Genomic DNA, 19,170 nt, shown 5'->3' with positions numbered 1-19,170 from the left:
AGCACACTCGTACTAAAACCAGAAAGTGAGGGCATGCGCTCATGCCCGACACCATGAGCCTGGGCACGTTGATCGTGCTCGCATTGGTCGACTCGATGAGTTTTGGCACGTTGCTCATCCCGGTCTGGCTGCTGATGGCACCGGGTCGGGTGCGAGTGGGACGCGTCCTGCTGTTCCTGCTCGTCGTAACGGCGACCTACTTTCTCATCGGGCTGGCTCTGCTCGTGGGTGCCATCGCCCTGATCGACACGTTCAACGGTCTCCGGGAGACGGATGCATTCCTGATCGGCCAACTCGCGATCGGACTGGGCCTGTTCGTCGTCAGCATCCGGATGGACAACACGGGCGCGAGGGCGCGGGCTGCTGAGCGTGCAGCGAACGGTGAAGGACGCATCTCTCGGTGGCGGGCGACGGCGATGGGTGACGGCGCAGTCTCGATCGGGTCGGCAGCGGCCCTGATGGCGCTCGCGGTCACTGCGGTTCTGGTGGAAGTCGCGACGATGATCCCCTACCTCGCGGCAATCGGAATCATCACCACCCGGGGGCCGGGCTGGCCCGGCGACGCTGTCCTGTTGGCGGGGTACTGCCTCGTCATGATCATCCCAGCCCTCGTGCTGACGTTCGGACGTATCGTCGCCCACTCCGTGCTTGCGAGGCCGCTGAGCAGGCTGGATCACTGGCTCACCAAGCATGCGCACTCCACGACCGCATGGATCATCGGCATCGTGGGCGCGATCCTCGCCCTGCGAGCCATATCCGCGCTGGAGTGGATCGGCTGATGGGCAACACGCAGCCGTCAGCTGTCGCCGCGCTCCTCGGCCGGAACCGTTCCCTTTTCTCTTGAATCCCACCGAAGTTCTGGAGAGTTCCATGACAGAGACCCACGTCCTTCGCCTGCACCGGCGAAACCTGAGCCTCAGGGCCAACGAAGTTGCCACTCATGTCATTGCAACCAACGACGAGGCCTCGAACCCCGATGTCCGGGAAGTCAGGCCCCGCGGCCACATCAGGCGCACATCACCCGTGTTCCCAATGCGCGGCCGAAGGTAACCGGCAGTCCGGGTCGGAACGAAAATCAATCAACGAAAGGTGAGATCTGATGCGGGCAGCAATAGAAATCGTCGGAGTAATTCTGGTTATCAACGGAATCGGTGGTTTGTGGAACGATGACTTCGGGCTGCTGTCCCGCTTCGCAGACGGTGCGGCCCTCACGACACTCCACATAGGAGCAGCCGCTGTAGGTGCGGCGCTGATCGGTGGAAGTCTGCTGGGACGAAAGAACGCGAAGCAGCGCCAAGGAGGAACCGCAAAGTCCGACGACTGGGCCGAGGGATGACACTGACGGTCACTGCTGGCGCCGATAGGCGCACCACTGGTAGGAAGAGGTCCGCTCCGGGTTTGCCCGGCCCGCCGCCGATCCGGCCGTGTCCCTACGGGCGGGTCGAGCCGAGCAGGAAGCCGACCAGGTTCTCGGTGAACTCGTCCAGCCCGGCCTGGACGGCGTCCTCCAGGTGCTGCGGAGTCGACAGGATGTGCGCGATGACGCCGCCGCACAGCGTGTCGAGCAGCAGGGTGACCGAGCTGTCGTCGGGTAGATCGCCGCGCCGGATGCCGCGGCGCACCATGGCGCGCGCCGCCTTCACCTGCGCCTGCCGCAGCTCGTCGCACCGCTCGGCGAGGCCGGGGATCATCGGTGCCTCGAGCATCATCCGCAACGCGGCCTGCCTGCTCGGACCGGCGTACAGCTCGACCAGCTGTCGCGCCAGCGCCGTCAGGTCTCCACGCAGTGAGCCGGTGTCGGCGTCGACCACGGGCGCCACGTGCGCGGCAAGCCCGTCCAGCAGCAGCCGTTCCTTCGTCTCCCAGCGCAGGTAGATCGACGCCTTGCCGACACCCGCTTGCCGGGCCACCGATTCGACGCTGAACCCCGCCCAGCCGGCCTCGCCGAACACGGCGACGGCGGCCAGCGCGATCCGGCGGTCGACCTCCGGGTCGCGTGGCCTGCCGGTGCTCGCGTGTGCTCGGTCGTGGTGCGAGGGTGCCGACATCGTCGGGCTCCGATCAGCGTCGTCGGCGTGGTGTCAGCGGTTCTTCCACTGCGGTTCCCGCTTCTGGGTGAACGCCATGATGCCCTCCATCGTGTCCTCGGCGACCAGCAGATGGTCCATGACCGACGACGGCCGGTTGACGGCCTCCACCGTGTCCGCCACGCCCGCGGTCTCGGCCATGAACTGCAGCGACGCGCGCACCGAGGTGGGCGATCCGGCGAGGATCTCGGCCGCCACCTCACGGGCACCGTCGACGGCGCCGCCCGCTTCGACCACCCGGTTCACGAGCCCGTGTCGAGCGGCTTCGTCGGCGTCGAGGCGTTTGCCGGTCAGGATCATCTCGTTCGCCAGCTTCGGCGGGATCGTCCGCGGCAACCGCACCAGACCACCTGCCGCCGCGATGAGCCCGACCCGGACCTCGCTGAGCGCGAACCGCGCCGTCTCGTCGGCGACGATGACGTGGCACGCCATCGCGATCTCCAGACCGCCGCCCATGGCGTATCCGTTGACGGCCGCGATCACCGGCTTCGGCAGGTGCTCACGATGCGTCAGGCCCGCGAACCCGTTCTTCGGCGTCCACGGCAGATTCCCGGACGCGGTGTAGCTCAGGTCGTTGCCCGCCGAGAACGCCTTGTCGCCCGCGCCCGTCAGGATCGCGACCCACAGGTCGGGGTCGGCGAAGTAGGCGTCGAAGATCTCGTCCAGCTCGGCGTTCGCGTCCGGGTGCAGGCTGTTGCGTGCCTCGGGCCGGTTGATCGTGACTTCGAGCACGTGCCCGTCGCGCCGGACGAGCACGTGCTCGTAGGACTCGCGCAGTGCAGGCCTGCGGGGCGGATGGAACTCGTTCATCCGCTCCTCGGTCACCGTGACGCGGTTGCCGTAGCCGAACGAGCGTGCGTACACGCGGGTGCCCACCGGGTCGCCGGTCGTGAGCAGGTCCAGTAGCTCGTCGTCGCCCCGCTGGGTGTTGGCGACGAACCGGGTGCCGTCGGACTCCAGCCGTCCCACCACGACGCCCTTGGGCGAACCCGACCTGCCGTACACGGCGGTGAACGTCTCGATCGTCGCCCAGCCGTCGGCGTAGCGGGCGTGGCCCGGCTTCTCGGCGGCGTCGAGCTCGGCCTGCAGTCGGGCGCTGTCGTCGGGCCGCCACGGCGCAGGTGTCGTCGAGTACACCCCGACCGAGTACTTGCTGAGCATGCCGCCGTTGGCGCCCACGAGGCCGAACTCGCCCGGCCGGTCGCGCAGCAGCGTCACGGCCTCGGCGATCGCGTGCATCGAGTAGTTGTTGCCCGCGCCGCCGAAGAACGGCAGCCCGCCGGTGAGCGTCAGCCCGCGCGGGTCGTCCGGCGCGATCCCGAGGCCGTCGCAGAGTGCGAACACGGCGACGGGGAAGCAGCTGTAGAGGTCGAACGCGGCGACGTCGTCGAGTCCGATCCCGGCGACGTCGAGCGTGTGCCGCACCGCCGCGACCGCCGCCGGATAGGCGGACAGATCGGCCCGGTCGACGAGGTCGCGTTCGCGCAGATCGGCCTGGCCGTGCAGGAACACCCACTTCTCCCGCGGCACCCCGAGCCGCCGGGCCGCCGCGACCGACGTCACCAGCACGGCCGCGCCCTGGTTGACCTTGTCGCGCGAGACGACGTAGCGCGGATACGGATCGGCGATCATCCGGTTCGACTCGGTGACCGTCGTCAGGTCGGCGGCCGAACGTTCGACCGGCGCCGCGGCGTACGGATTGCGCGCCGCGACGGACGTGAACGGAGCGAACAGCTCGCCCATCGCGCGGGCGTACTCCTCGCGGGACGACTTCAGCCTGCCGCGGCGGGCGTTCTCGAACAGCGCGTACTGACTCGCCGGATCGGCCAGCCCCGCGGCGAGGAGCTCCTGGGTCATCAGGCCCTGCAGGCCGCGGCCGCGGTCCTCGAGCTGTCCGCCGACGTGCTCGGTGAAGTCGGGCTTGTCCCGAGCCGACGCGAGATGCTGCGCCGTCGAGATCGCCTCGGAGCCGAACAGCAGCGCCACCTCGGCCTCGCCCGCGGCGATCGCGGCGGCCGTCTCGTTCACCAGGTGCTGCGGCCCCTGCCCGCCGACGACGTCGAGGATCGCGCGGCCCGGGTCGGCGCCCACGCGCCCGGCGACTGATCGCGGATAGTTGTCCGAACTGCCCAGCGGAGGGAACGCGCCGGGTGTCGAGTGCTCGAACTGGCGCATCCCCGCCGCGGTGTCGACGGCCGCAGCGACCGCGTCGGCGTCGGCGCCCGTGTCGGCCAGTGCGGCACGGGCGGCCTCGGCGGCCAGGTCGACGGCGGAGAGCCGCCGGTAGTCGGCGTCGTCGATGCGTTCGGCGGCCTGGCCGACGCCCACCAGCACCGGCGTGGCGGGGTCCAGATCGTCGACGGTGGGCGCGGCGGTCATGTCGTACTCCTTGCGGTGGTCGGCGTGGGGGATGCGGCGAGACGGACGCGGGCCGGCGGTGCGGGACCGTTTCCGGGACTGCCGTGCCACGCGAGCCTGCCCTCGGTGACGAGGTGGTCGAGGTGCGATTCGGTCTCGGCGAGCGCGCTGATCCGCATGTGCCCCACCTCGGCCCACGGCCGGGACCACGTCAGGTGCGTGGCGACCTCCCACGGCGTCGGCGTGCCCAGCCCGGCCACCACGTCGACGATCTCCTGGCACCGCCGCTCGTGGTGCTCGGCCAGCAAGCGGGTGCGCTCGCCGAGTCCGCGGAAGCGGTACTCGTGCGCCGGCAGCGCGTCGTGGTCGTCGAAGTCCTTGGTGCGCGCGAGCGAGGTGAAGAAGTCCGCCAGCGGAGAGCCGGTTCCGCCCGGGTACAGCCCGATGTTCGGGGTGATGCGTGGCAGCACGTGGTCACCGGTGAGCAGCAATCGCTCGTCGACCGCCTGCAGGCACAGGTGGCCGGGGGTGTGCCCCGGCGTCCACACGGTCCGCAGCGTCCGCCCGGCCAGTGGGACGAGGTCCCCGTCCTCGAGCAGTACGTCCGGCTCGGCCATCGCGGCGGCCTCCGGGTCGCGGGCGTCGAACGGCCCGCCGAGCGCGTGGGCGTCCTCGTCGGACGCACCCCGGTTCCGCAGCCACGCGGTGAGCGTGCCGTGCGCGCCGAGGACACCGGACATGCGCTGGGGGAGTGTGTCGCGCTCCGCCGGGTGCATCGCGATCCAGGCGCCGGACAGCTCGCGGAGCCGTTCCGACAGGCCGTGGTGGTCGGGGTGGATGTGCGTGGCCACGATGCCGGCCACGTCGCCGGGCACCGCGCCCGCCGCGGCGAGCCCGGCCTGCAGCGCGTCCCAGCCCTCCTGCGAATCCCAGCCCGGGTCGACGACGAGCAGCCCGCCGTCGCCCTCCATGACGTAACTGAGCGTGTAGCGCAGCGGGTTGTGGGGGATGGGCACCGGCACGGACCAGATTCCGCCGGACACCCGCTCGACCGGTGGCAGCGTGCGCCGCTGCCACGCCGTCCACTGGGCGGTGCCGAGGACCGTGACGCCCTCGGGCGGGCTCGTTCGGCTGGTCGGGTCCGTCAACGCTGACTCACCGGCTTCCTAGACGGTCGTCGTCCACAAGTGCCGCGTCGAACGTATCCCGCTGTGTCGGCACCACTCAACGAGTGCTTGATCACGTCCCGTTCACGCGCGGCGCACCCGGCGGTGAGTACCGTGCGGGCAGGAAGGGTCGAGAAAGGGGAAACCGGGGGCATGTCCGGCAGTAACAGCGACGACAGCGGAGATCGGGCCGGAGCGGTCGGTGTCGACGACACCCCGGGGGGTCCGGCCGGTGACGCCGGGGCGGCCGACGGACCGGACGGCGACATCGCAGGCGGGTCGGGCGACACCGACGGCCCGGTGGGCGGCAGGCTGCGGAGCATCACCGGTTGGGTGCTGACGATCGGCGGACTGCTCGGCCTGGCCGCCGCGTTCGCGCTCACGCTCGACAAGCTCGCGCTGCTGGAGAATCCCGACTACCGGCCGAGCTGCACCTTGGATGCGACCGTCTCCTGTACATCGGTGATGCAGAGCGACCAGGCTGCGGCGTTCGGTTTCCCGAATCCGCTGATCGGCCTGGTGGCGTTCCCTGTCGTGGTCACCGTCGGCGTGGCCGTGCTCGCGCGGGTTCGGTTGCCGCGGTGGTTCTGGCTCGGTATGCAGGCCGGCACCCTGTTCGGCGTCGGGTTCGTGCACTGGCTGATCACCCAGAGCCTGTACGAGATCGGAGCGCTGTGCCCGTACTGCCTCGTCGTGTGGGCGGTGACCATCCCGGTCTTCTGGTACACGACGGCCCACAACGTCGCGGCCGGGCACTTGCCGGGGATCGCTCCGAGGCCGGTGCGTCATCACCTGTGGGGGCTGGCGCTGTGGCTGGCGCTCGTCGTGTTCCTGGTCGTACAGCGCTTCTGGGACTACTTCTCGGACCTGCTGTGAGCTCTCGGAATCGCGGTGTCCTCGGAACCGCGGTGTCCTCAACCGCGGTGTCCTCGGAACACGCTGAGCGCGGAGTCAGGGGGCGTGAGGGGCCGGTATGAGCGAGGAGCGGGCCATGAGTGACGCCGACGCCGTCGCGGCGGACCGGAGCCGGTGGAACGAGCGGTACGCGGCGCGGCGGCCTTCCTTCACCCCGCACCCGCTCGTCGCGGACGCACTCGCCGCGGAGCTGCCCGGTGGGCCGGTGCTGGAACTCGCCGGCGGCCGGTCCGGAAGCGCGCTCGCGCTGGCCGGGCAGGGCCGCGCGGTGACCGTCGTCGACGTCTCCGACCTGGCGTTGGCCCAGCTGCGCGACGAGGCGGCCCGGCGCGGACTGGGCTCGCGCATCGACCGCGTGTGCGCCGACGCGACGGCCACGCTCACCGGCGAGGCGCACACCGGACGATGGGCGCTCGTGCTCGCCACCCGGTTCTGGGACGAGGCGGCGTTCACCGCGGCTGCGGCCGCTGTCGCGCCGGGCGGACTGCTCGGCTGGGAGGCGCTGCGGCAGGACGAACCGCTGCACGACCAGGCGCGGCAGGCTCAGCCGCCGGGCCAAGGCGGTGCGGGATCGCCACATCCGTACCGCGTCCGGCACGGGGGCCTGTCGGCTCGCCTGCCCGCCGGATTCACGGTGCTGGCCGAACAGGCGACCGACACGACGACACGGCTGCTCGCCCGCGCACCCCTCTGACTCACCGGCGGGTGCGCCGGGCGGCCGGTGTCACTGTGCGGCGCGGCCTCCGTCAGCCGCGGGCCCGTCAGCCGCAGGTAGGTCGGCCTCAGGTAGGTCAGTCGCGCAGCTTGGCGCGCAGGCGCTCGGCCTCGTCCCGGCCGAAACCGTGGGTGTGCAGATACGGCCGCACCCCGCCGTGCCGGGCGTCGACCTCGCGGAGGAATCGCTCCATCGACTCGGCGCGCGGCCGGTGTTCGTCGATCGTCTTGCGGTCGACGTCCTCGCGGTAGGTCTCGGAACGGCGCAGCCTGCCGATGATCGCCTCGATCCGGTGTGCGGTGGCGGCGTAGTCGGCCGCGATCGCCTCCCGGTCGACGCCTGCGATCTCGAGCGTGAACGCCGTGACGACGCCCGTCCGGTCCTTGCCGGCCGCGCAGTGCACCAGCGCGGCTCCCGGCGCGTCGGTGATCGTCCGCAGCGCACCCACGATGCTGTCCGGCCGGTGGGCGACGTACCCGAGGTAGTGCGCGACCACCCGGTCGAACCCGGCCACGTCGCCGGAATCGGAGTCGGAGTCCCCGTCGGCGCGGGCGAGCAGGGCGTCGTCACCGCCGTCGGGCAGCAGCGAGTGGTGGACGTGTCGCACGCGTGAGTAGGCGCGCAGCGGCCCCGGCCCTTCGGAGTCGATCTCGTGCGCGGTGCGCAGGTCGACGACCGTGTCGAGGCCGATGGTGTCCACGAGCAGGCCGAGGTCGGCCGCCGACAGGTCCTGCAGGTTGTCGGCCCGCAGCAGCCGGTTCCGGGCGGTCGTGGTGCCGTCGGTGGTCGGGATGCCGCCGACGTCGCGGATGTTGACCGCGCCGTCGAGTTCGAGCCAGAGGATGCCTTCGGGGTTCGCCAGATGCGTCACATCGTCCAGTCTTCCAGAACGTGAGCGGCGTTCACACCGACTCGATCGGCAGCGCCCCGGAGTCGCGGTCGGCACGCAGCGTCGTCTTGAGCACCTTGCCGCTGGGATTGCGCGGCAACGCGGGCAGGACCGCCAGCTTCCGCGGCCGTTTGTACCGGGCCAGCCGTTGCGTGCACCACTCCTCGAGCTCGGCCGCCGTCGGCGGGTCGCCCTCCTCACGCGGCGCGAGCACGGCCAGCGGCGTCTCGCCCCACTTCTCGTCGGCCATGCCGATCAACGCGACCTCGGCGATCTTCGGGTGGCCGGCGAGCACGTCCTCGACCTCGGCGCAGTAGATGTTCTCCCCACCGGAGATGATCATGTCCTTCTTACGGTCGACGACGTAGAAGTAGCCGTCCTCGTCCTGCCGGACCAGGTCACCGGAGTGGAACCAGCCGCCGCGGAACACCTCCGCGGTCTCCGCGGGCTTGTTCCAGTACTCCTTCATCACCATAGGGCTGCGGTAGACGATCTCGCCGACCTCGCCGCGCGGGACGTCGTTCATGTCGTCGTCCACCACGCGCACCTCGACGCCCAGCATCGGCGTGCCCACCGAGCCGATCTTGCGCAGCGAGTCCTCGCCGCGCAGCAGCGTCGTGATCGGGCTGCACTCGGTCTGCCCGAACGCCGTCGACAGCTCCGCCTGCGGGAACTTCTCCATGATCGTGTGCAGCAGGGTCGTCGAGGCGGGAGCCGCGCCCCAGGAGATCTTCTTCAGGCACGACAGGTCACGTCGGTCGATGTCCGGCACCGAGACAATCGCCTGCCACTGCGCGGGCACCAAGAACACCGACGACACGCGTTCGCGCTCGAACGTGTCCAGCATGGCCACCGGGTCGAACCGTCCCGACGGGGACAGCACGGTGCGCCCGCCCATGAGCAGGGTCGGCAGCAGGCCGGACATCCCGGCGATGTGGAACAGGGGAGCGGCGGCCATCCACACGCGGTCCTCGCCGGTGATGCCGACCGTAGCCATATTGCTGAACGCGTGCATGACGAGGTTGAAGTGCGTCAGCACCGCGCCTTTCGGTTTCCCCGTCGTGCCGGAGGTGTACATGATGAACGCCGGGTCGTGCTCGTCGACGCGCAGCTCGTCGAACTCGGGCGATGCGGTGTCCAGTGCCTGTTCGTAGTCCACCGCGTCCGGCACGGATCCGACCGCGGCAGCGTCGTCGCCGTAGACGAGGGCCGCCGGCGGATCGGCGAGGTCGCTCGCCGCCTGCGCGTACGTCTCGGCCAGGGGCGCGTGCACCACAGCGGCTGCGGCACCGCTGTCGCCGAGTACGTAGGCGATCTCCCCGGCGGCGAGGCGGAAGTTGACGGGTACGCAGATGCCCCCGAGACGTGTGGCGGCGAAGAACGCCTCGATCACCTCGAGCGTGTTCAGGCCCAGCACGGCGATCCGGTCGCCCTGTCCGACGCCGCTGTCGCGCAGGGCGTTGGCCAGTCGGCTCACGCGCGCGTCGAGCTCACGGTAGGTGCGCACCGTCCCTTCGAAGACGAACGCGGGTTCGTCACCGATCGTGCGTGCGTGCCGGGCGAGCTGGTCGCCCATCGTCATGCCCCGCCCCAGCATCCGGGGAATCGCCGGGGCGGGGCGGGAATCCGGGGTGACTGCAGACGGTGCGGACATCGTTGACCTCGCCATCCTGGGTGGGTCGCCGTCGTCGGCGACGCGGAAGTGCGTGACGGTGACACGTTGTGACCGGCGCCATAGTCGCCCGGCGTGGCGGTCACGGTCAAGGTGACGGTTAATCGCTATTCGCCGTACAGCAGCGCCCGGGCGGTGGATTTCCAGACGGCGACGTGGCGGTCGTGGGCCGGGTTCCGGGTTTCGAAGGAGTACGGCAGCGCCGCGCCGCGCATGCTGGTGAACAGCAGTTCGCGCAACTCGTCGTAGCGCGGATGGTCGCGGACCGACGAGCTCCAGATGCGATCGGTGACGGCGCGGATCGACTCGCGCAGCTGCCGTTCGGCCGGGCGCAACGCGTTCGCGAGCGCCTCGTTGGTGCGCGCGGCCGTCCACAGTTCCACCGCGGCCCAGAAATGCTGCTCGTGGAACGTCGCCCAGAGCAGTTCGATGCACCGGTCCACACGTTCGGGACCGTCGGGATGGCCGGACAGCGCATCGGACACGCGGATCTCGGTCTCCCTGAGGCGCCGGCCGGCGAGGTGCTGTACCGCGGCGACGAGCAACCCGTCCCGTGAGGGGAAGTGGTGCAGCAGTCTGCCCCGGGACACGCCCGCCCTGGCCTGGATCGCGAGCGTCGACGCGCCCGCGTAGCCGCTGTCGACGAGACAGTCGACGGCGGCGTCGAGGATCAGTTCGCGGCTGCCCGCACTGCGTTCCTCACGGCTGCGCGGTCCGTCGGGGTCGCGCTCCGTCTTGGAAGTGCGCGGTGTCTTGGAAGCGCGCGGGGTTTTGGAGGTGCGCGGGGCTGTCAGCGAGCCGGTGCCCGGGCCGGGGGTCGCGGTGGGCGCCGGGTCGCGAGGCGTTCCTCCATCCGGAGGGCGGGCGCGATCGGTCATGTCCGCAGCGTAAGGCCGGCCGGCGTTCGGGAACAGTCGGCATTGACTGTTCGCGGTGAGGCAGGGCAGGCTCACGGCAACGTCTCGGTTCAAGGAGGAGCCGTCATGTATCCGGGTACCTTCGCCGCCACCCAACCGGACAAGCCCGCCGTGATCATGGCGGGCTCCGGTGAACGGCTGACCTACGCCGAACTCGAGGAGCGCTCGGTCCGGCTGGCGAATGCCTTGCGCGGGGCCGGATTCCGCAGCGGCGACACCATCGCCTTGCTCAGTGACAACTCGCTGCGCGCCTACGAGGTGTACTGGGCCGCCGTGCGCTCCGGTCTGTACATCACCGCCGTCAACAGCCATCTCACCGCCGACGAGATCGCCTACATCGTCACCGACTCCGGCGCGAAGGCGCTGATCGTGTCCGCCCCGCTGGGGGAGCTCGTCACGCGGGTCGTCGAGCGGGTGGACGTCCCGCTGCGGCTGGCCTACGGAGGAGCCGCGGCGGGATACGACGACTACGACGCCACGCTGGCGGCCGCGTCGCCCGAACGGCCCGCGGACCAGCCTGCCGGTGCGGACATGCTGTACTCGTCCGGCACGACGGGCAGGCCGAAGGGCATCAAGGTCACACTGCCGGAGCGGCAGATCGACGAGCCCGGCAACCCGCTGCTGCCGTTGCTGCAGCTGATGTACGGCTTCGACGACACGATCACGTACCTCTCGCCCGCGCCGGTGTACCACGCGGCGCCGCTGCGGTACGGCGCGTGCGTGCACGCGGTGGGCGGGACGCTCGTGATGATGGAGAAATTCGAGCCCGAGGCCGCACTGCGCGCCATCGAGACCTACGGCGTCACCCACAGCCAGTGGGTGCCGACGATGTTCGTGCGGATGCTCAAGCTCCCCGACGAGTCCCGCGGCCGTTACGACCTCTCCAGTCACCGGGTCGCGATCCACGCGGCGGCGCCGTGCCCGGTCGAGGTGAAGCAGGCGATGATCGAATGGTGGGGGCCGATTCTCTACGAGTACTACGCTTCCACCGAGGGTGCCGGCATCACCTTCATCTCGCCGCAGGAGTGGCTCGAGCGTCCGGGATCGGTGGGCCGCGCGGGACTCGGCGTCGTCCGCATCTGTGACGACGAGGGCGCCGAACTGCCCGCCGGGGAGATCGGCACCGTCTACTTCGAACGCGACGAGGTGTCGTTCACCTATCACAACGAACCGGACAAGACCCGCGAGTCCCAACACCCCGAACATCCCAACTGGGCGACCAGCGGTGACGTCGGGTACGTCGACTCCGAGGGTTACCTGTACCTCACCGACCGCAAGGCATTCATGATCATCTCGGGCGGCGTCAACATCTACCCGCAGGAGGTGGAGGACGTGCTCACGCTGCATCCGGCCGTCTACGACGTCGCGGTCATCGGCGTCCCGGACGACGAGATGGGCCAGCAGGTGAAGGCCGTCGTCCAACCGGCGTCCACAGTGGACGCGGGCCCGGAGCTCGCCGACGAGCTGCTCGCCTACGTCCGGGAACGGATCGCGCACTACAAGGCGCCGCAGTCGGTCGACTTCATCGACGAGCTGCCGCGCACGCCCACCGGAAAACTGGTCAAGCACAAGCTCACGGCACGCTACGCCGTCGCCGCGGGATGAGGGAGGGCGATGACGAGGGAGTTCCGGACGACAGCTTCCCGGGCGACGACTTCCCGGACGACGGAGTTTCGCCACCGTGTCCGCGACTGGCTGGCCGGACACGCGCCCTCCGGGGACGACCGTGTCCCGGAGGCGAGTGAGAGCGCGCCGACCGAGGAGCAACTCGCCGCCGCCAGACGGTTCCAGGCAGCGTTGTACGACGCGGGTCTGGCGGGGATCACCTGGCCCGCCGAGTACGGCGGACAGGGGCTGACCGCAGCCGAGCAGCAGATCTTCCAGGAGGAGGCGGCCGGGTACGACCTGCCGACCGGCGTGTTCCTGATCAGTATGGGCATGTGCGGACCGACCCTGGTGGATCTGGCAACCCACGAGCAGAAGACGCGGTACCTGCCGCCGTTGCTCCGTGGCGACGAGATCTGGTGCCAGCTGTTCTCCGAGCCCGGCGCCGGTTCGGACGTGGCGAGCCTGCAAACGCGCGCCGTTCGCGACGGTGACTCCTGGGTCGTCAACGGCCAGAAGGTATGGACCTCGGGTGCGCAGTACGCGGACTTCGGTGCACTGCTGGCCCGCACGAACCCGGACGCCGTCAAGCACCGGGGGCTGACGATGTTCGTCGTCGACATGCGTGCCCCCGGCGTGACCGTCCGGCCGTTGCAGGACATGACCGGCTCGGCGCCGTTCAACGAGGTGTACTTCGACGACGTGCGGATCCCGGCCGACGCGGTGATCGGCGACGTCGACGCGGGCTGGTCGGCCGCGGTGACGATGCTGGGGCACGAGCGCGTGTCCATCGGCGGTGCCGTCCGCCGCCGGTACGACCCCATGACGTTCGACAACCTCCGCCGGGCCGCCCGTGCACGGGGTGTGGCCGACGATCCGGTCGTCCGCGCGGAGCTGGCCGAGTTGTACGCGGCCGAACGGAAGTTGGCGCTGTTCAACTCCCGCCTGCGGCAGCAGAGCGACGCCGGCATCGCGCCGGGTGCGCGCGGGTCGGTGGCGAAGCTCGCGGGCGCGCAGCTGCTGTGGCAGGCGGTGCGGGTGGCGGGCCTCGTGGTCGGCCCTCGCGCGATCGCCTGGGAACCCGGTGACGCGTCGGGTGACGAACTGGCCCTGGCGATCAACGCGACGCCTGCGTCCAGTATCGCGGGCGGCACGAATCAGATCCAACGCGGCATCATCGGCGACCGCGTGCTCGGAATGCCGAAGGAACCCCAGGTCGACCGCGACGTGCCGTTCCGGGAGCTGCGCGTCGGCACGCAGGCGAGGTGAATCCGGCGATGCGACTGCTGCTCGACGAGGAACAGACCAGGCTGGCTGACAGCGTCCGGGCCCTGCTCGCCGATCATTGCCCACCGCAGCGGGTCCGTGAGGTCATGGCCGACGACGGTCCGGGCATCGATCGTCCCTTATGGACACAGTTGGCGAAGCTCGGCGTGACCGGGCTGCTCACACCCGACCGGTTCGGCGGGTCGGAGGCCGGGCACGTCGAACGCTGTGTCGTGCTGGCCGAACTGGGCGGCGTGCTGGCACCCGTGCCGTACCTGTCGTCGGCCGTACTGGCGACGGACGTCGTGCTGGCACTGGGGGAGGATGCCCTGGCCGAGGAGCTGCTCCCGGGGATCGCGGCGGGGCGGCAGACCGCCGCGGTGGCAGCGGCGGACGCAGGCGGCCGGTGGGGCTCGGCGGCCGAGAGCGTGCGCGCGGCGCGGGACGGTGGCCACTGGCGGCTCGCCGGTGAGGCGGCGTTCGTGGTCGACGGCGGCACCGCCGACCATGTTCTCGTCTACACCGACCACGGCTGGTTCGTCGTCGACGGAGGTGCGGTGTCGTGGCGGCCGTCGCGGACACTCGACCCGACCCGGCGGATGGCGCGGGCCGAGTTCGCCGGGACGTCGGCGCGGCAGGTGCCGTGCAACGACCCCGCCGCGGTCCTGGAGGTGGTGTGGCAACGCGCCGCCGTGGCGCTCGCCGCGGAACAGCTCGGCGGCATGCGGCGGGTGCTCGACGACACGGTCGAGTACGCGACGGTGCGCGTGCAGTTCGGCAGGCCCATCGGGTCCCAGCAGGCCGTCAAGCACGCCTGCGCCGATCTGTACGCGTCGTGTGAGCAGGCCGAGGCGGTGCTGTGGCACGCGGCGTGGACGGCGGACCACGACCCGGCCGCGCTGCCGGAGGCTGCAGCCCTGGCGCAGGTCGTGCTCGGCCCGGCCGCGTTCGATACCGCTGCCTCCGGGCTGCAACTGCACGGCGGCATCGGCTACACCTGGGAACACGACGCGCACCTGTACTACAAGCGCGCCAAGACCTCCGAACTGCTGCTGGGCACCCCTGCCGACCACCGCGCGCGCCTGGCGGACGCATTGTCCCTCTGAGACGGACCGGCGGCGGCGTGGCCGCGGCCGGGCAGGCGGAGCGGCAGCCGGGCCGCATCGCCCGACCCGAGTACCGGAAGGAAATCCGTGGACGAACCGACCGTACTGGTGTCCCACAGTGACGCCGTCACGACGATCACGCTCAACCGCCCGCACCGCAAGAACGCGATCGACGCGGGCACGTGGCCGCTGCTGGCCGAACGGCTCCGGGAGGCCGACGCCGACGAGCGCACCCGGGCCATCGTGCTCACGGGTGCCGACGGTGACTTCTGCGCGGGCGCCGACCTGTCGGTGGAGTCGGGACTGCATCCGCTGCGGCGCATGCACCTGGTCAACCGCACGGCCGTCACGCTGCACGAGCTGGAGACGCCGACGATCGCGAAGGTCGACGGCGTCGCCGTCGGCGCGGGCTGGAACCTCGCCCTCGGCTGCGACCTGGTCGCGGCCTCCGACCGGGCACGGTTCAGCCAGATCTTCGCCAAGCGCGGTCTCTCCCTCGACTTCGGCGGCTCCTGGTTGCTGCCCAAACTCGTCGGGCTGCAGCAGGCGAAACGCATCGCGCTGCTGGCCGATTTCGTCGGAGCGGAGGAGGCCGAGCGGCTCGGGCTGGTCACGTGGGTCAAGCCGGCGGGCGAACTCGACGCGTTCGTGGACGACACGGCGGCCGCGCTGGCCGCGGGACCGCCGGTCGCGCTCGCACAGACGAAGGCGCTGTTGAACGAGGGCGCCGATGCGACGCTCCGCGAGGCGCTGGAGAGCGAGGCGCGGGCGCAGGCGGTCAACTTCGGGACGACCGACGCGCGCGCGGCGTTCGAGGCGTTCCGGAACAAGACCGACCCCGAGTTCACCGGCGAGTGGGGAGGTCCGTGACGATGGGTGACGACCCGACGGCCCACGGTGGGGCGGGGCACGAGCCGGGCGAACCGGTGTCGTGCACCGTCCGCGGCGGCGTCGCCGACGTCCGCCTCGACCGGCCGGGCAAGCGCAACGCGCTCGATCCCGCGATGTTCACCGGCCTCGTGCGGGTGGGTGAGACGCTGCGGGCCGACTCGTCGGTGCGCGCGGTCGTGCTGTCCGGCACCGGTCGCTCGTTCTGCGCAGGACTCGACGTCGCGGCGTTCGACGAGATGACGACCGGTGAGCACACCCTGCCCGAGGCCGCGGGTCCCGCGGGCGGGCCGGCCCAGGCGCTCGGACAGCGCGCGGCCCACGTGTGGACGGAGCTGCCCGTGCCGGTGATCGCCGCGCTGCACGGCCACGCCTACGGCGGCGGACTGCAGATCGCGCTCGGCGCCGATATCCGGCTGGCCGCCCCGGGCACGCTGCTGTCGGTCATGGAGATCGCCTGGGGACTCGTGCCCGACATGACCGGCACCCAGGTGCTGCCGGAACTCGTCGGCCGCGACGTCGCGATGGAGCTGACACTGACCGGCCGTGTCGTCGACGCCGCGGAGGCCGACAGGCTCGGCCTGGTCACCAGCACCGAGGACGATCCACTCACCGCGGCACTGGCACTGGCCGAGGACGTCGCCGGGAAGAACCCCGACGCCGTCCGGCACGCCAAGCGGTTGGTGAACCTGGCGGGCCGGACCAGACTCGCCGAGGGATTCGCCGCCGAGCAGACCGCGATCCGGCGTCTCATCGGCAGTCCCAACCAGGTTGAGGCCGTGCGCGCCAAACTCTCCGAGCGCGCGCCCGCCTTCACCGACCCGGCCTGAACAGGCGGTGGGATCCGAGCGGTGCGTGCCAACCCCGTTCCGCCTGCGCGATCGCCAACGGCACCCCTGTGGACACCCCACCGAGACACGAAGGAGCGTCATGGATTTCGCGTTGCCGGAGCGGCTGCACCGGCTCCTGGCCGAACTCGACGAGTTCGTCGCCGACGAGATCGCACCCCTGCAGCACAGCGACGACAACGAACGCTTTTTCGACCACCGCCGCGAGTTCGCTCGCACCGACCTGGAGGCGGGCGGGACACCCAACCCCGAGTGGGAGGAACTGCTCGCCGAGATGGCCCGCCGCGCCGACCGGGCGGGGTGGCTGCGGTACGGCCTGCCGCAGGAGGCGGGCGGCAGCGGCGGGTCCAATCTGGACATGGCCGTGATCAGGGAGCACCTCGCGGCCACCGGTCTGGGGCTGCACAACGACCTCCAGAACGAGTCGTCGGTCGTGGGTAACTTCCCGCTGGTGCACATGCTGCTCGAGTTCGGCACCGACGCCCAGCGGGAGGCGTTCCTCGAGGCCGGCATCACCGGTGAGGCGCGGATCGCGTTCGGCCTGACCGAACCGGGACACGGCAGCGACGCCACGTGGCTCGAGACGACGGCCGTCCCGAGCGACGGTGGGTGGATCCTCAACGGGCAGAAGCGGTTCAACACCGGACTGCACACCGCCACCCACGATGTGATCTTCGCCCGCACGTCCGGTGAGGACGGTTCGGCCCACGGCATCACGGCGTTCATCGTCCCCACCGGCACCCCGGGCTTCTCGGTCGACTTCCACTGGTGGACGTTCAACATGCCCACCGACCACGCCGAGGTGACGCTCCGGGACGTGTGGGTGCCCGGCGACGCGGTGTTCGGAGAGGTCGGCGAGGGTCTGGCGCTGGCGCAGCACTTCGTGCACGAGAACCGCATCCGGCAGGCGGCCTCCGGGGTCGGCGCGGCCCAGTACTGCATCGACGCCAGCGTCGGCTACGCCCGGGAACGTGTGGCGTTCGGCAGGCCGCTCGCCTCCCGGCAGGCCATCCAGTGGCCGCTCGTCGAGCTGCAGACCGACGCCGAACTGGTGCGCACGCTGGTCTACAAGACCGCGTGGGAGCTCGACCGGATGCCCGCGGCCGAGATCAGTGACAAGGTGTCGATGTGCAACTACCGGGCGAACCGCCTGGTGTGCGAGGCCGCCGATCGGGCGATGCAGGTGCACGGCGGGCTCGGATACACGCGGCACACGCCGTTCGAGCACATCTACCGCCACCACCGGCGGTACCGCATCACCGAGGGTTCGGAGGAGGTGCAGATGCGCAAGGTCGCCGGGTACCTGTTCGGCTACGCGGGCCCGCGTAGGCGGGCATGACTCCGGAGGACCTCGCCGCTCGGCTCGCGCTCCGGCTCCAGGCCGTCTGGGCCGAGGACGTGGAGGTCGGTGAACCACGGCGGCTGTCGACCGGCGCGAGCCGCGAGACGTGGACGTTCGACGCCACCACGTCCGGCGCCGGACCGGTGCGGCTGGTGCTGCGCCGCGACCCGCCGGGGCGGCCGGACCCCGAGACGATGGCGCGGGAGGCCGCAGTACTGCCCGCGGCCCGGCGGCAGGGCGTTCCGGTGCCCGCAGTGGTCGACCACGGCAGCGGCGGCGTTGGGATCGACGGCGGTGACGGGACCGGACTGGGCACGCCGTACCTGGTCACCGACCACGTCGACGGCGAGACGATTCCGCGGCGGCTGCTGCGCGGCGACGACTACGCGCGGGCGCGGGCGGGGCTGGCCGCCGAACTGGGCCGCGTGCTGGCGCGGATCCACCGCGTCCCGGCAGGCGAGGTTCCCGGGCTGCCCGCGCCGGATCCGCTCGACTGGCTCACCGAGCAGTGCGACGCGCTCGACGAACCGTTGCCGACCGTGGAGATCGCCCTGCGGTGGCTGCACCGTCACCGGCCCGCGCCCACCGGGGACACGCTCGTGCACGGCGACTTCCGCAACGGCAATCTCATCGTCGGCCCCGACGGACTCCGCGCCGTACTGGACTGGGAACTGGTGCACCGCGGCGACCCGATGGAGGACCTCGGCTGGCTGTGCGTCAAGGCGTGGCGCTTCGGCGCGCCGCACCCCGTCGGCGGTTTCGGCTCCCGCGCGGAGCTGCTCGACGGCTACGCCGAGGTCGCCGGGTTCAGGCCGGACGAGCAGACCCTCCACTGGTGGGAGGTCTACGGCACGGCCAAGTGGGCGGTCCTGTGCGGGGTGCAGGCCCGGCGGCATCTGTCGGGCAGCACCCGATCGGTCGAACTCGCCGCGGTGGGACGCCGGGTGTGCGAACAGGAGCACGACTTGCTGCTCCTCCTCGGCGTCGGCGCCGCCGAATCCGACCGTGCCGAATCCGACCCTGCCGAACCCGGTTCGGCGGCCTCGTCCGCGGCGCCTGACCTGCACGGCAGGCCGACCGCGTCCGAACTCCTGGAAGCGGTGCGCGAGTACCTCGGCGCCGACGGCGGCTACCACGCCCGGGTGGCCGCGAACGTCCTCGGCATGGTGCAGCGCGAGCTCGCCCTGGGCGCTGCGCAGCAGGAGCGCCACGACCGCAGGCTGGCCACGCTCGGAGTGACCGACTCCCGCGGGTTCGCCGCGGCGCTGCGACGCGGGGACCTGGACCCGTTCGACGACGCCGTGGTCGACGTCGTCCGCCGTGACGTCGCCGACCGGCTCGCCGTGGCCAACCCCCGATACCGAGACCGGCCGTGACGTGTGATCGGGACGTTTGC

At 71.1% G+C, this 19,170-nt stretch carries 17 protein-coding genes; 11 read left to right on the top strand and 6 right to left on the bottom strand.

The window, feature by feature from the left end; translation table 11 throughout:
* Window positions 1-41 precede the first annotated feature (41 nt).
* Window positions 42-779, top strand: coding sequence for a GAP family protein (locus tag FHS23_RS11945; protein ID WP_183653219.1), 738 nt, complete (start codon window positions 42-44; stop codon window positions 777-779).
* A 320-nt stretch (window positions 780-1,099) separates the two neighbouring features.
* Entirely contained in the window at window positions 1,100-1,336 is a 237-nt protein-coding gene (locus FHS23_RS11940; RefSeq protein ID WP_183653215.1) for a hypothetical protein, read from the top strand.
* Window positions 1,337-1,430: 94 nt separating this feature from the next.
* Here the strand turns inward: FHS23_RS11940 and FHS23_RS11935 are convergent, their stop codons facing one another.
* From FHS23_RS11935 to FHS23_RS11925, 3 genes are read right to left on the bottom strand one after another with little or no spacing between them, the layout of a single operon-like run.
* Entirely contained in the window at window positions 1,431-2,048 is a 618-nt protein-coding gene (locus tag FHS23_RS11935) for a TetR/AcrR family transcriptional regulator (RefSeq protein ID WP_183653212.1), read from the bottom strand.
* A gap of 33 nt (window positions 2,049-2,081) precedes the next feature.
* The gene (locus tag FHS23_RS11930) at window positions 2,082-4,466 is read right to left on the bottom strand and encodes an acetyl-CoA acetyltransferase (RefSeq protein ID WP_183653210.1); all 2,385 of its coding nucleotides are present in this window, start codon (window positions 4,464-4,466) and stop codon (window positions 2,082-2,084) included.
* A complete protein-coding gene (locus FHS23_RS11925) occupies window positions 4,463-5,593 on the bottom strand; it encodes an MBL fold metallo-hydrolase (protein ID WP_183653207.1) in 1,131 nt (376 codons plus the stop codon). The genes FHS23_RS11930 and FHS23_RS11925 overlap by 4 nt, the downstream gene beginning before the upstream one ends.
* A 171-nt stretch (window positions 5,594-5,764) precedes the next feature.
* On the opposite strand from FHS23_RS11925, the gene FHS23_RS11920 reads away from it, so the two are divergent.
* Complete coding sequence (locus FHS23_RS11920; RefSeq protein WP_183653204.1) at window positions 5,765-6,487, top strand: vitamin K epoxide reductase family protein; 723 nt, start codon at window positions 5,765-5,767, stop codon at window positions 6,485-6,487.
* A gap of 115 nt (window positions 6,488-6,602) precedes the next feature.
* Window positions 6,603-7,220, top strand: coding sequence for a class I SAM-dependent methyltransferase (locus FHS23_RS11915; RefSeq protein ID WP_183653201.1), 618 nt, complete (start codon window positions 6,603-6,605; stop codon window positions 7,218-7,220).
* A 97-nt stretch (window positions 7,221-7,317) separates the two neighbouring features.
* On the opposite strand, the gene FHS23_RS11910 is transcribed toward FHS23_RS11915, so the two are convergent.
* From FHS23_RS11910 to FHS23_RS11900, 3 genes are all read right to left on the bottom strand, one after another.
* Window positions 7,318-8,085, bottom strand: a complete 768-nt coding sequence (locus FHS23_RS11910) for a tyrosine-protein phosphatase (protein WP_183653912.1) — start codon at window positions 8,083-8,085, stop codon at window positions 7,318-7,320.
* A gap of 58 nt (window positions 8,086-8,143) precedes the next feature.
* Complete coding sequence (locus FHS23_RS11905; protein ID WP_183653909.1) at window positions 8,144-9,706, bottom strand: long-chain-fatty-acid--CoA ligase; 1,563 nt, start codon at window positions 9,704-9,706, stop codon at window positions 8,144-8,146.
* 203 nt (window positions 9,707-9,909) lie between these two features.
* Window positions 9,910-10,680: a TetR/AcrR family transcriptional regulator gene (locus FHS23_RS11900; protein ID WP_183653198.1), complete on the bottom strand. Its 771-nt coding sequence runs from the start codon at window positions 10,678-10,680 to the stop codon at window positions 9,910-9,912.
* 105 nt (window positions 10,681-10,785) lie between these two features.
* Here FHS23_RS11900 and FHS23_RS11895 point away from each other — a divergent pair, with 105 nt between their 5' ends.
* From FHS23_RS11895 to FHS23_RS11865, 7 genes are all read left to right on the top strand, one after another.
* The gene (locus FHS23_RS11895; protein WP_183653195.1) at window positions 10,786-12,324 is read left to right on the top strand and encodes an acyl-CoA synthetase; all 1,539 of its coding nucleotides are present in this window, start codon (window positions 10,786-10,788) and stop codon (window positions 12,322-12,324) included.
* A 9-nt stretch (window positions 12,325-12,333) separates the two neighbouring features.
* Entirely contained in the window at window positions 12,334-13,593 is a 1,260-nt protein-coding gene (locus tag FHS23_RS11890; protein ID WP_183653192.1) for an acyl-CoA dehydrogenase family protein, read from the top strand.
* A gap of 8 nt (window positions 13,594-13,601) precedes the next feature.
* Window positions 13,602-14,696, top strand: coding sequence for an acyl-CoA dehydrogenase family protein (locus FHS23_RS11885; protein ID WP_183653189.1), 1,095 nt, complete (start codon window positions 13,602-13,604; stop codon window positions 14,694-14,696).
* 87 nt (window positions 14,697-14,783) lie between these two features.
* Window positions 14,784-15,566, top strand: coding sequence for an enoyl-CoA hydratase-related protein (locus FHS23_RS11880; RefSeq protein ID WP_183653185.1), 783 nt, complete (start codon window positions 14,784-14,786; stop codon window positions 15,564-15,566).
* A gap of 2 nt (window positions 15,567-15,568) precedes the next feature.
* Window positions 15,569-16,414, top strand: a complete 846-nt coding sequence (locus FHS23_RS11875) for a crotonase/enoyl-CoA hydratase family protein (RefSeq protein WP_183653906.1) — start codon at window positions 15,569-15,571, stop codon at window positions 16,412-16,414.
* A 100-nt stretch (window positions 16,415-16,514) separates the two neighbouring features.
* A complete protein-coding gene (locus tag FHS23_RS11870) occupies window positions 16,515-17,771 on the top strand; it encodes an acyl-CoA dehydrogenase family protein (RefSeq protein ID WP_183653182.1) in 1,257 nt (418 codons plus the stop codon).
* Complete coding sequence (locus tag FHS23_RS11865) at window positions 17,768-19,150, top strand: phosphotransferase family protein (protein ID WP_183653179.1); 1,383 nt, start codon at window positions 17,768-17,770, stop codon at window positions 19,148-19,150. The genes FHS23_RS11870 and FHS23_RS11865 overlap by 4 nt, the downstream gene beginning before the upstream one ends.
* Window positions 19,151-19,170: the final 20 nt, after the last annotated feature.

Source organism: Prauserella isguenensis, assembly GCF_014191605.1.
Classification (GTDB): Bacteria; Actinomycetota; Actinomycetes; order Mycobacteriales; family Pseudonocardiaceae; genus Prauserella; species Prauserella isguenensis.
Note: the sequence above shows the minus strand (reverse complement) of the source record. Positions and strands in the feature narration are given on the sequence as shown.

Coding starts and splice junctions, on each gene's coding strand:
- FHS23_RS11890 (WP_183653192.1), top strand. CDS start 12,334: ATGACGAGGGAGTTCCGGACGACAGCTTCCCGGGCGACGACTTCCCGG.
- FHS23_RS11915 (WP_183653201.1), top strand. CDS start 6,603: ATGAGTGACGCCGACGCCGTCGCGGCGGACCGGAGCCGGTGGAACGAG.
- FHS23_RS11870 (WP_183653182.1), top strand. CDS start 16,515: ATGGATTTCGCGTTGCCGGAGCGGCTGCACCGGCTCCTGGCCGAACTC.
- FHS23_RS11895 (WP_183653195.1), top strand. CDS start 10,786: ATGTATCCGGGTACCTTCGCCGCCACCCAACCGGACAAGCCCGCCGTG.
- FHS23_RS11935 (WP_183653212.1), bottom strand. CDS start 2,048: ATGTCGGCACCCTCGCACCACGACCGAGCACACGCGAGCACCGGCAGG.
- FHS23_RS11865 (WP_183653179.1), top strand. CDS start 17,768: ATGACTCCGGAGGACCTCGCCGCTCGGCTCGCGCTCCGGCTCCAGGCC.
- FHS23_RS11930 (WP_183653210.1), bottom strand. CDS start 4,466: ATGACCGCCGCGCCCACCGTCGACGATCTGGACCCCGCCACGCCGGTG.
- FHS23_RS11945 (WP_183653219.1), top strand. CDS start 42: ATGCCCGACACCATGAGCCTGGGCACGTTGATCGTGCTCGCATTGGTC.
- FHS23_RS11900 (WP_183653198.1), bottom strand. CDS start 10,680: ATGACCGATCGCGCCCGCCCTCCGGATGGAGGAACGCCTCGCGACCCG.
- FHS23_RS11905 (WP_183653909.1), bottom strand. CDS start 9,706: ATGGGCGACCAGCTCGCCCGGCACGCACGCACGATCGGTGACGAACCC.
- FHS23_RS11885 (WP_183653189.1), top strand. CDS start 13,602: ATGCGACTGCTGCTCGACGAGGAACAGACCAGGCTGGCTGACAGCGTC.
- FHS23_RS11940 (WP_183653215.1), top strand. CDS start 1,100: ATGCGGGCAGCAATAGAAATCGTCGGAGTAATTCTGGTTATCAACGGA.
- FHS23_RS11920 (WP_183653204.1), top strand. CDS start 5,765: ATGTCCGGCAGTAACAGCGACGACAGCGGAGATCGGGCCGGAGCGGTC.
- FHS23_RS11875 (WP_183653906.1), top strand. CDS start 15,569: ATGGGTGACGACCCGACGGCCCACGGTGGGGCGGGGCACGAGCCGGGC.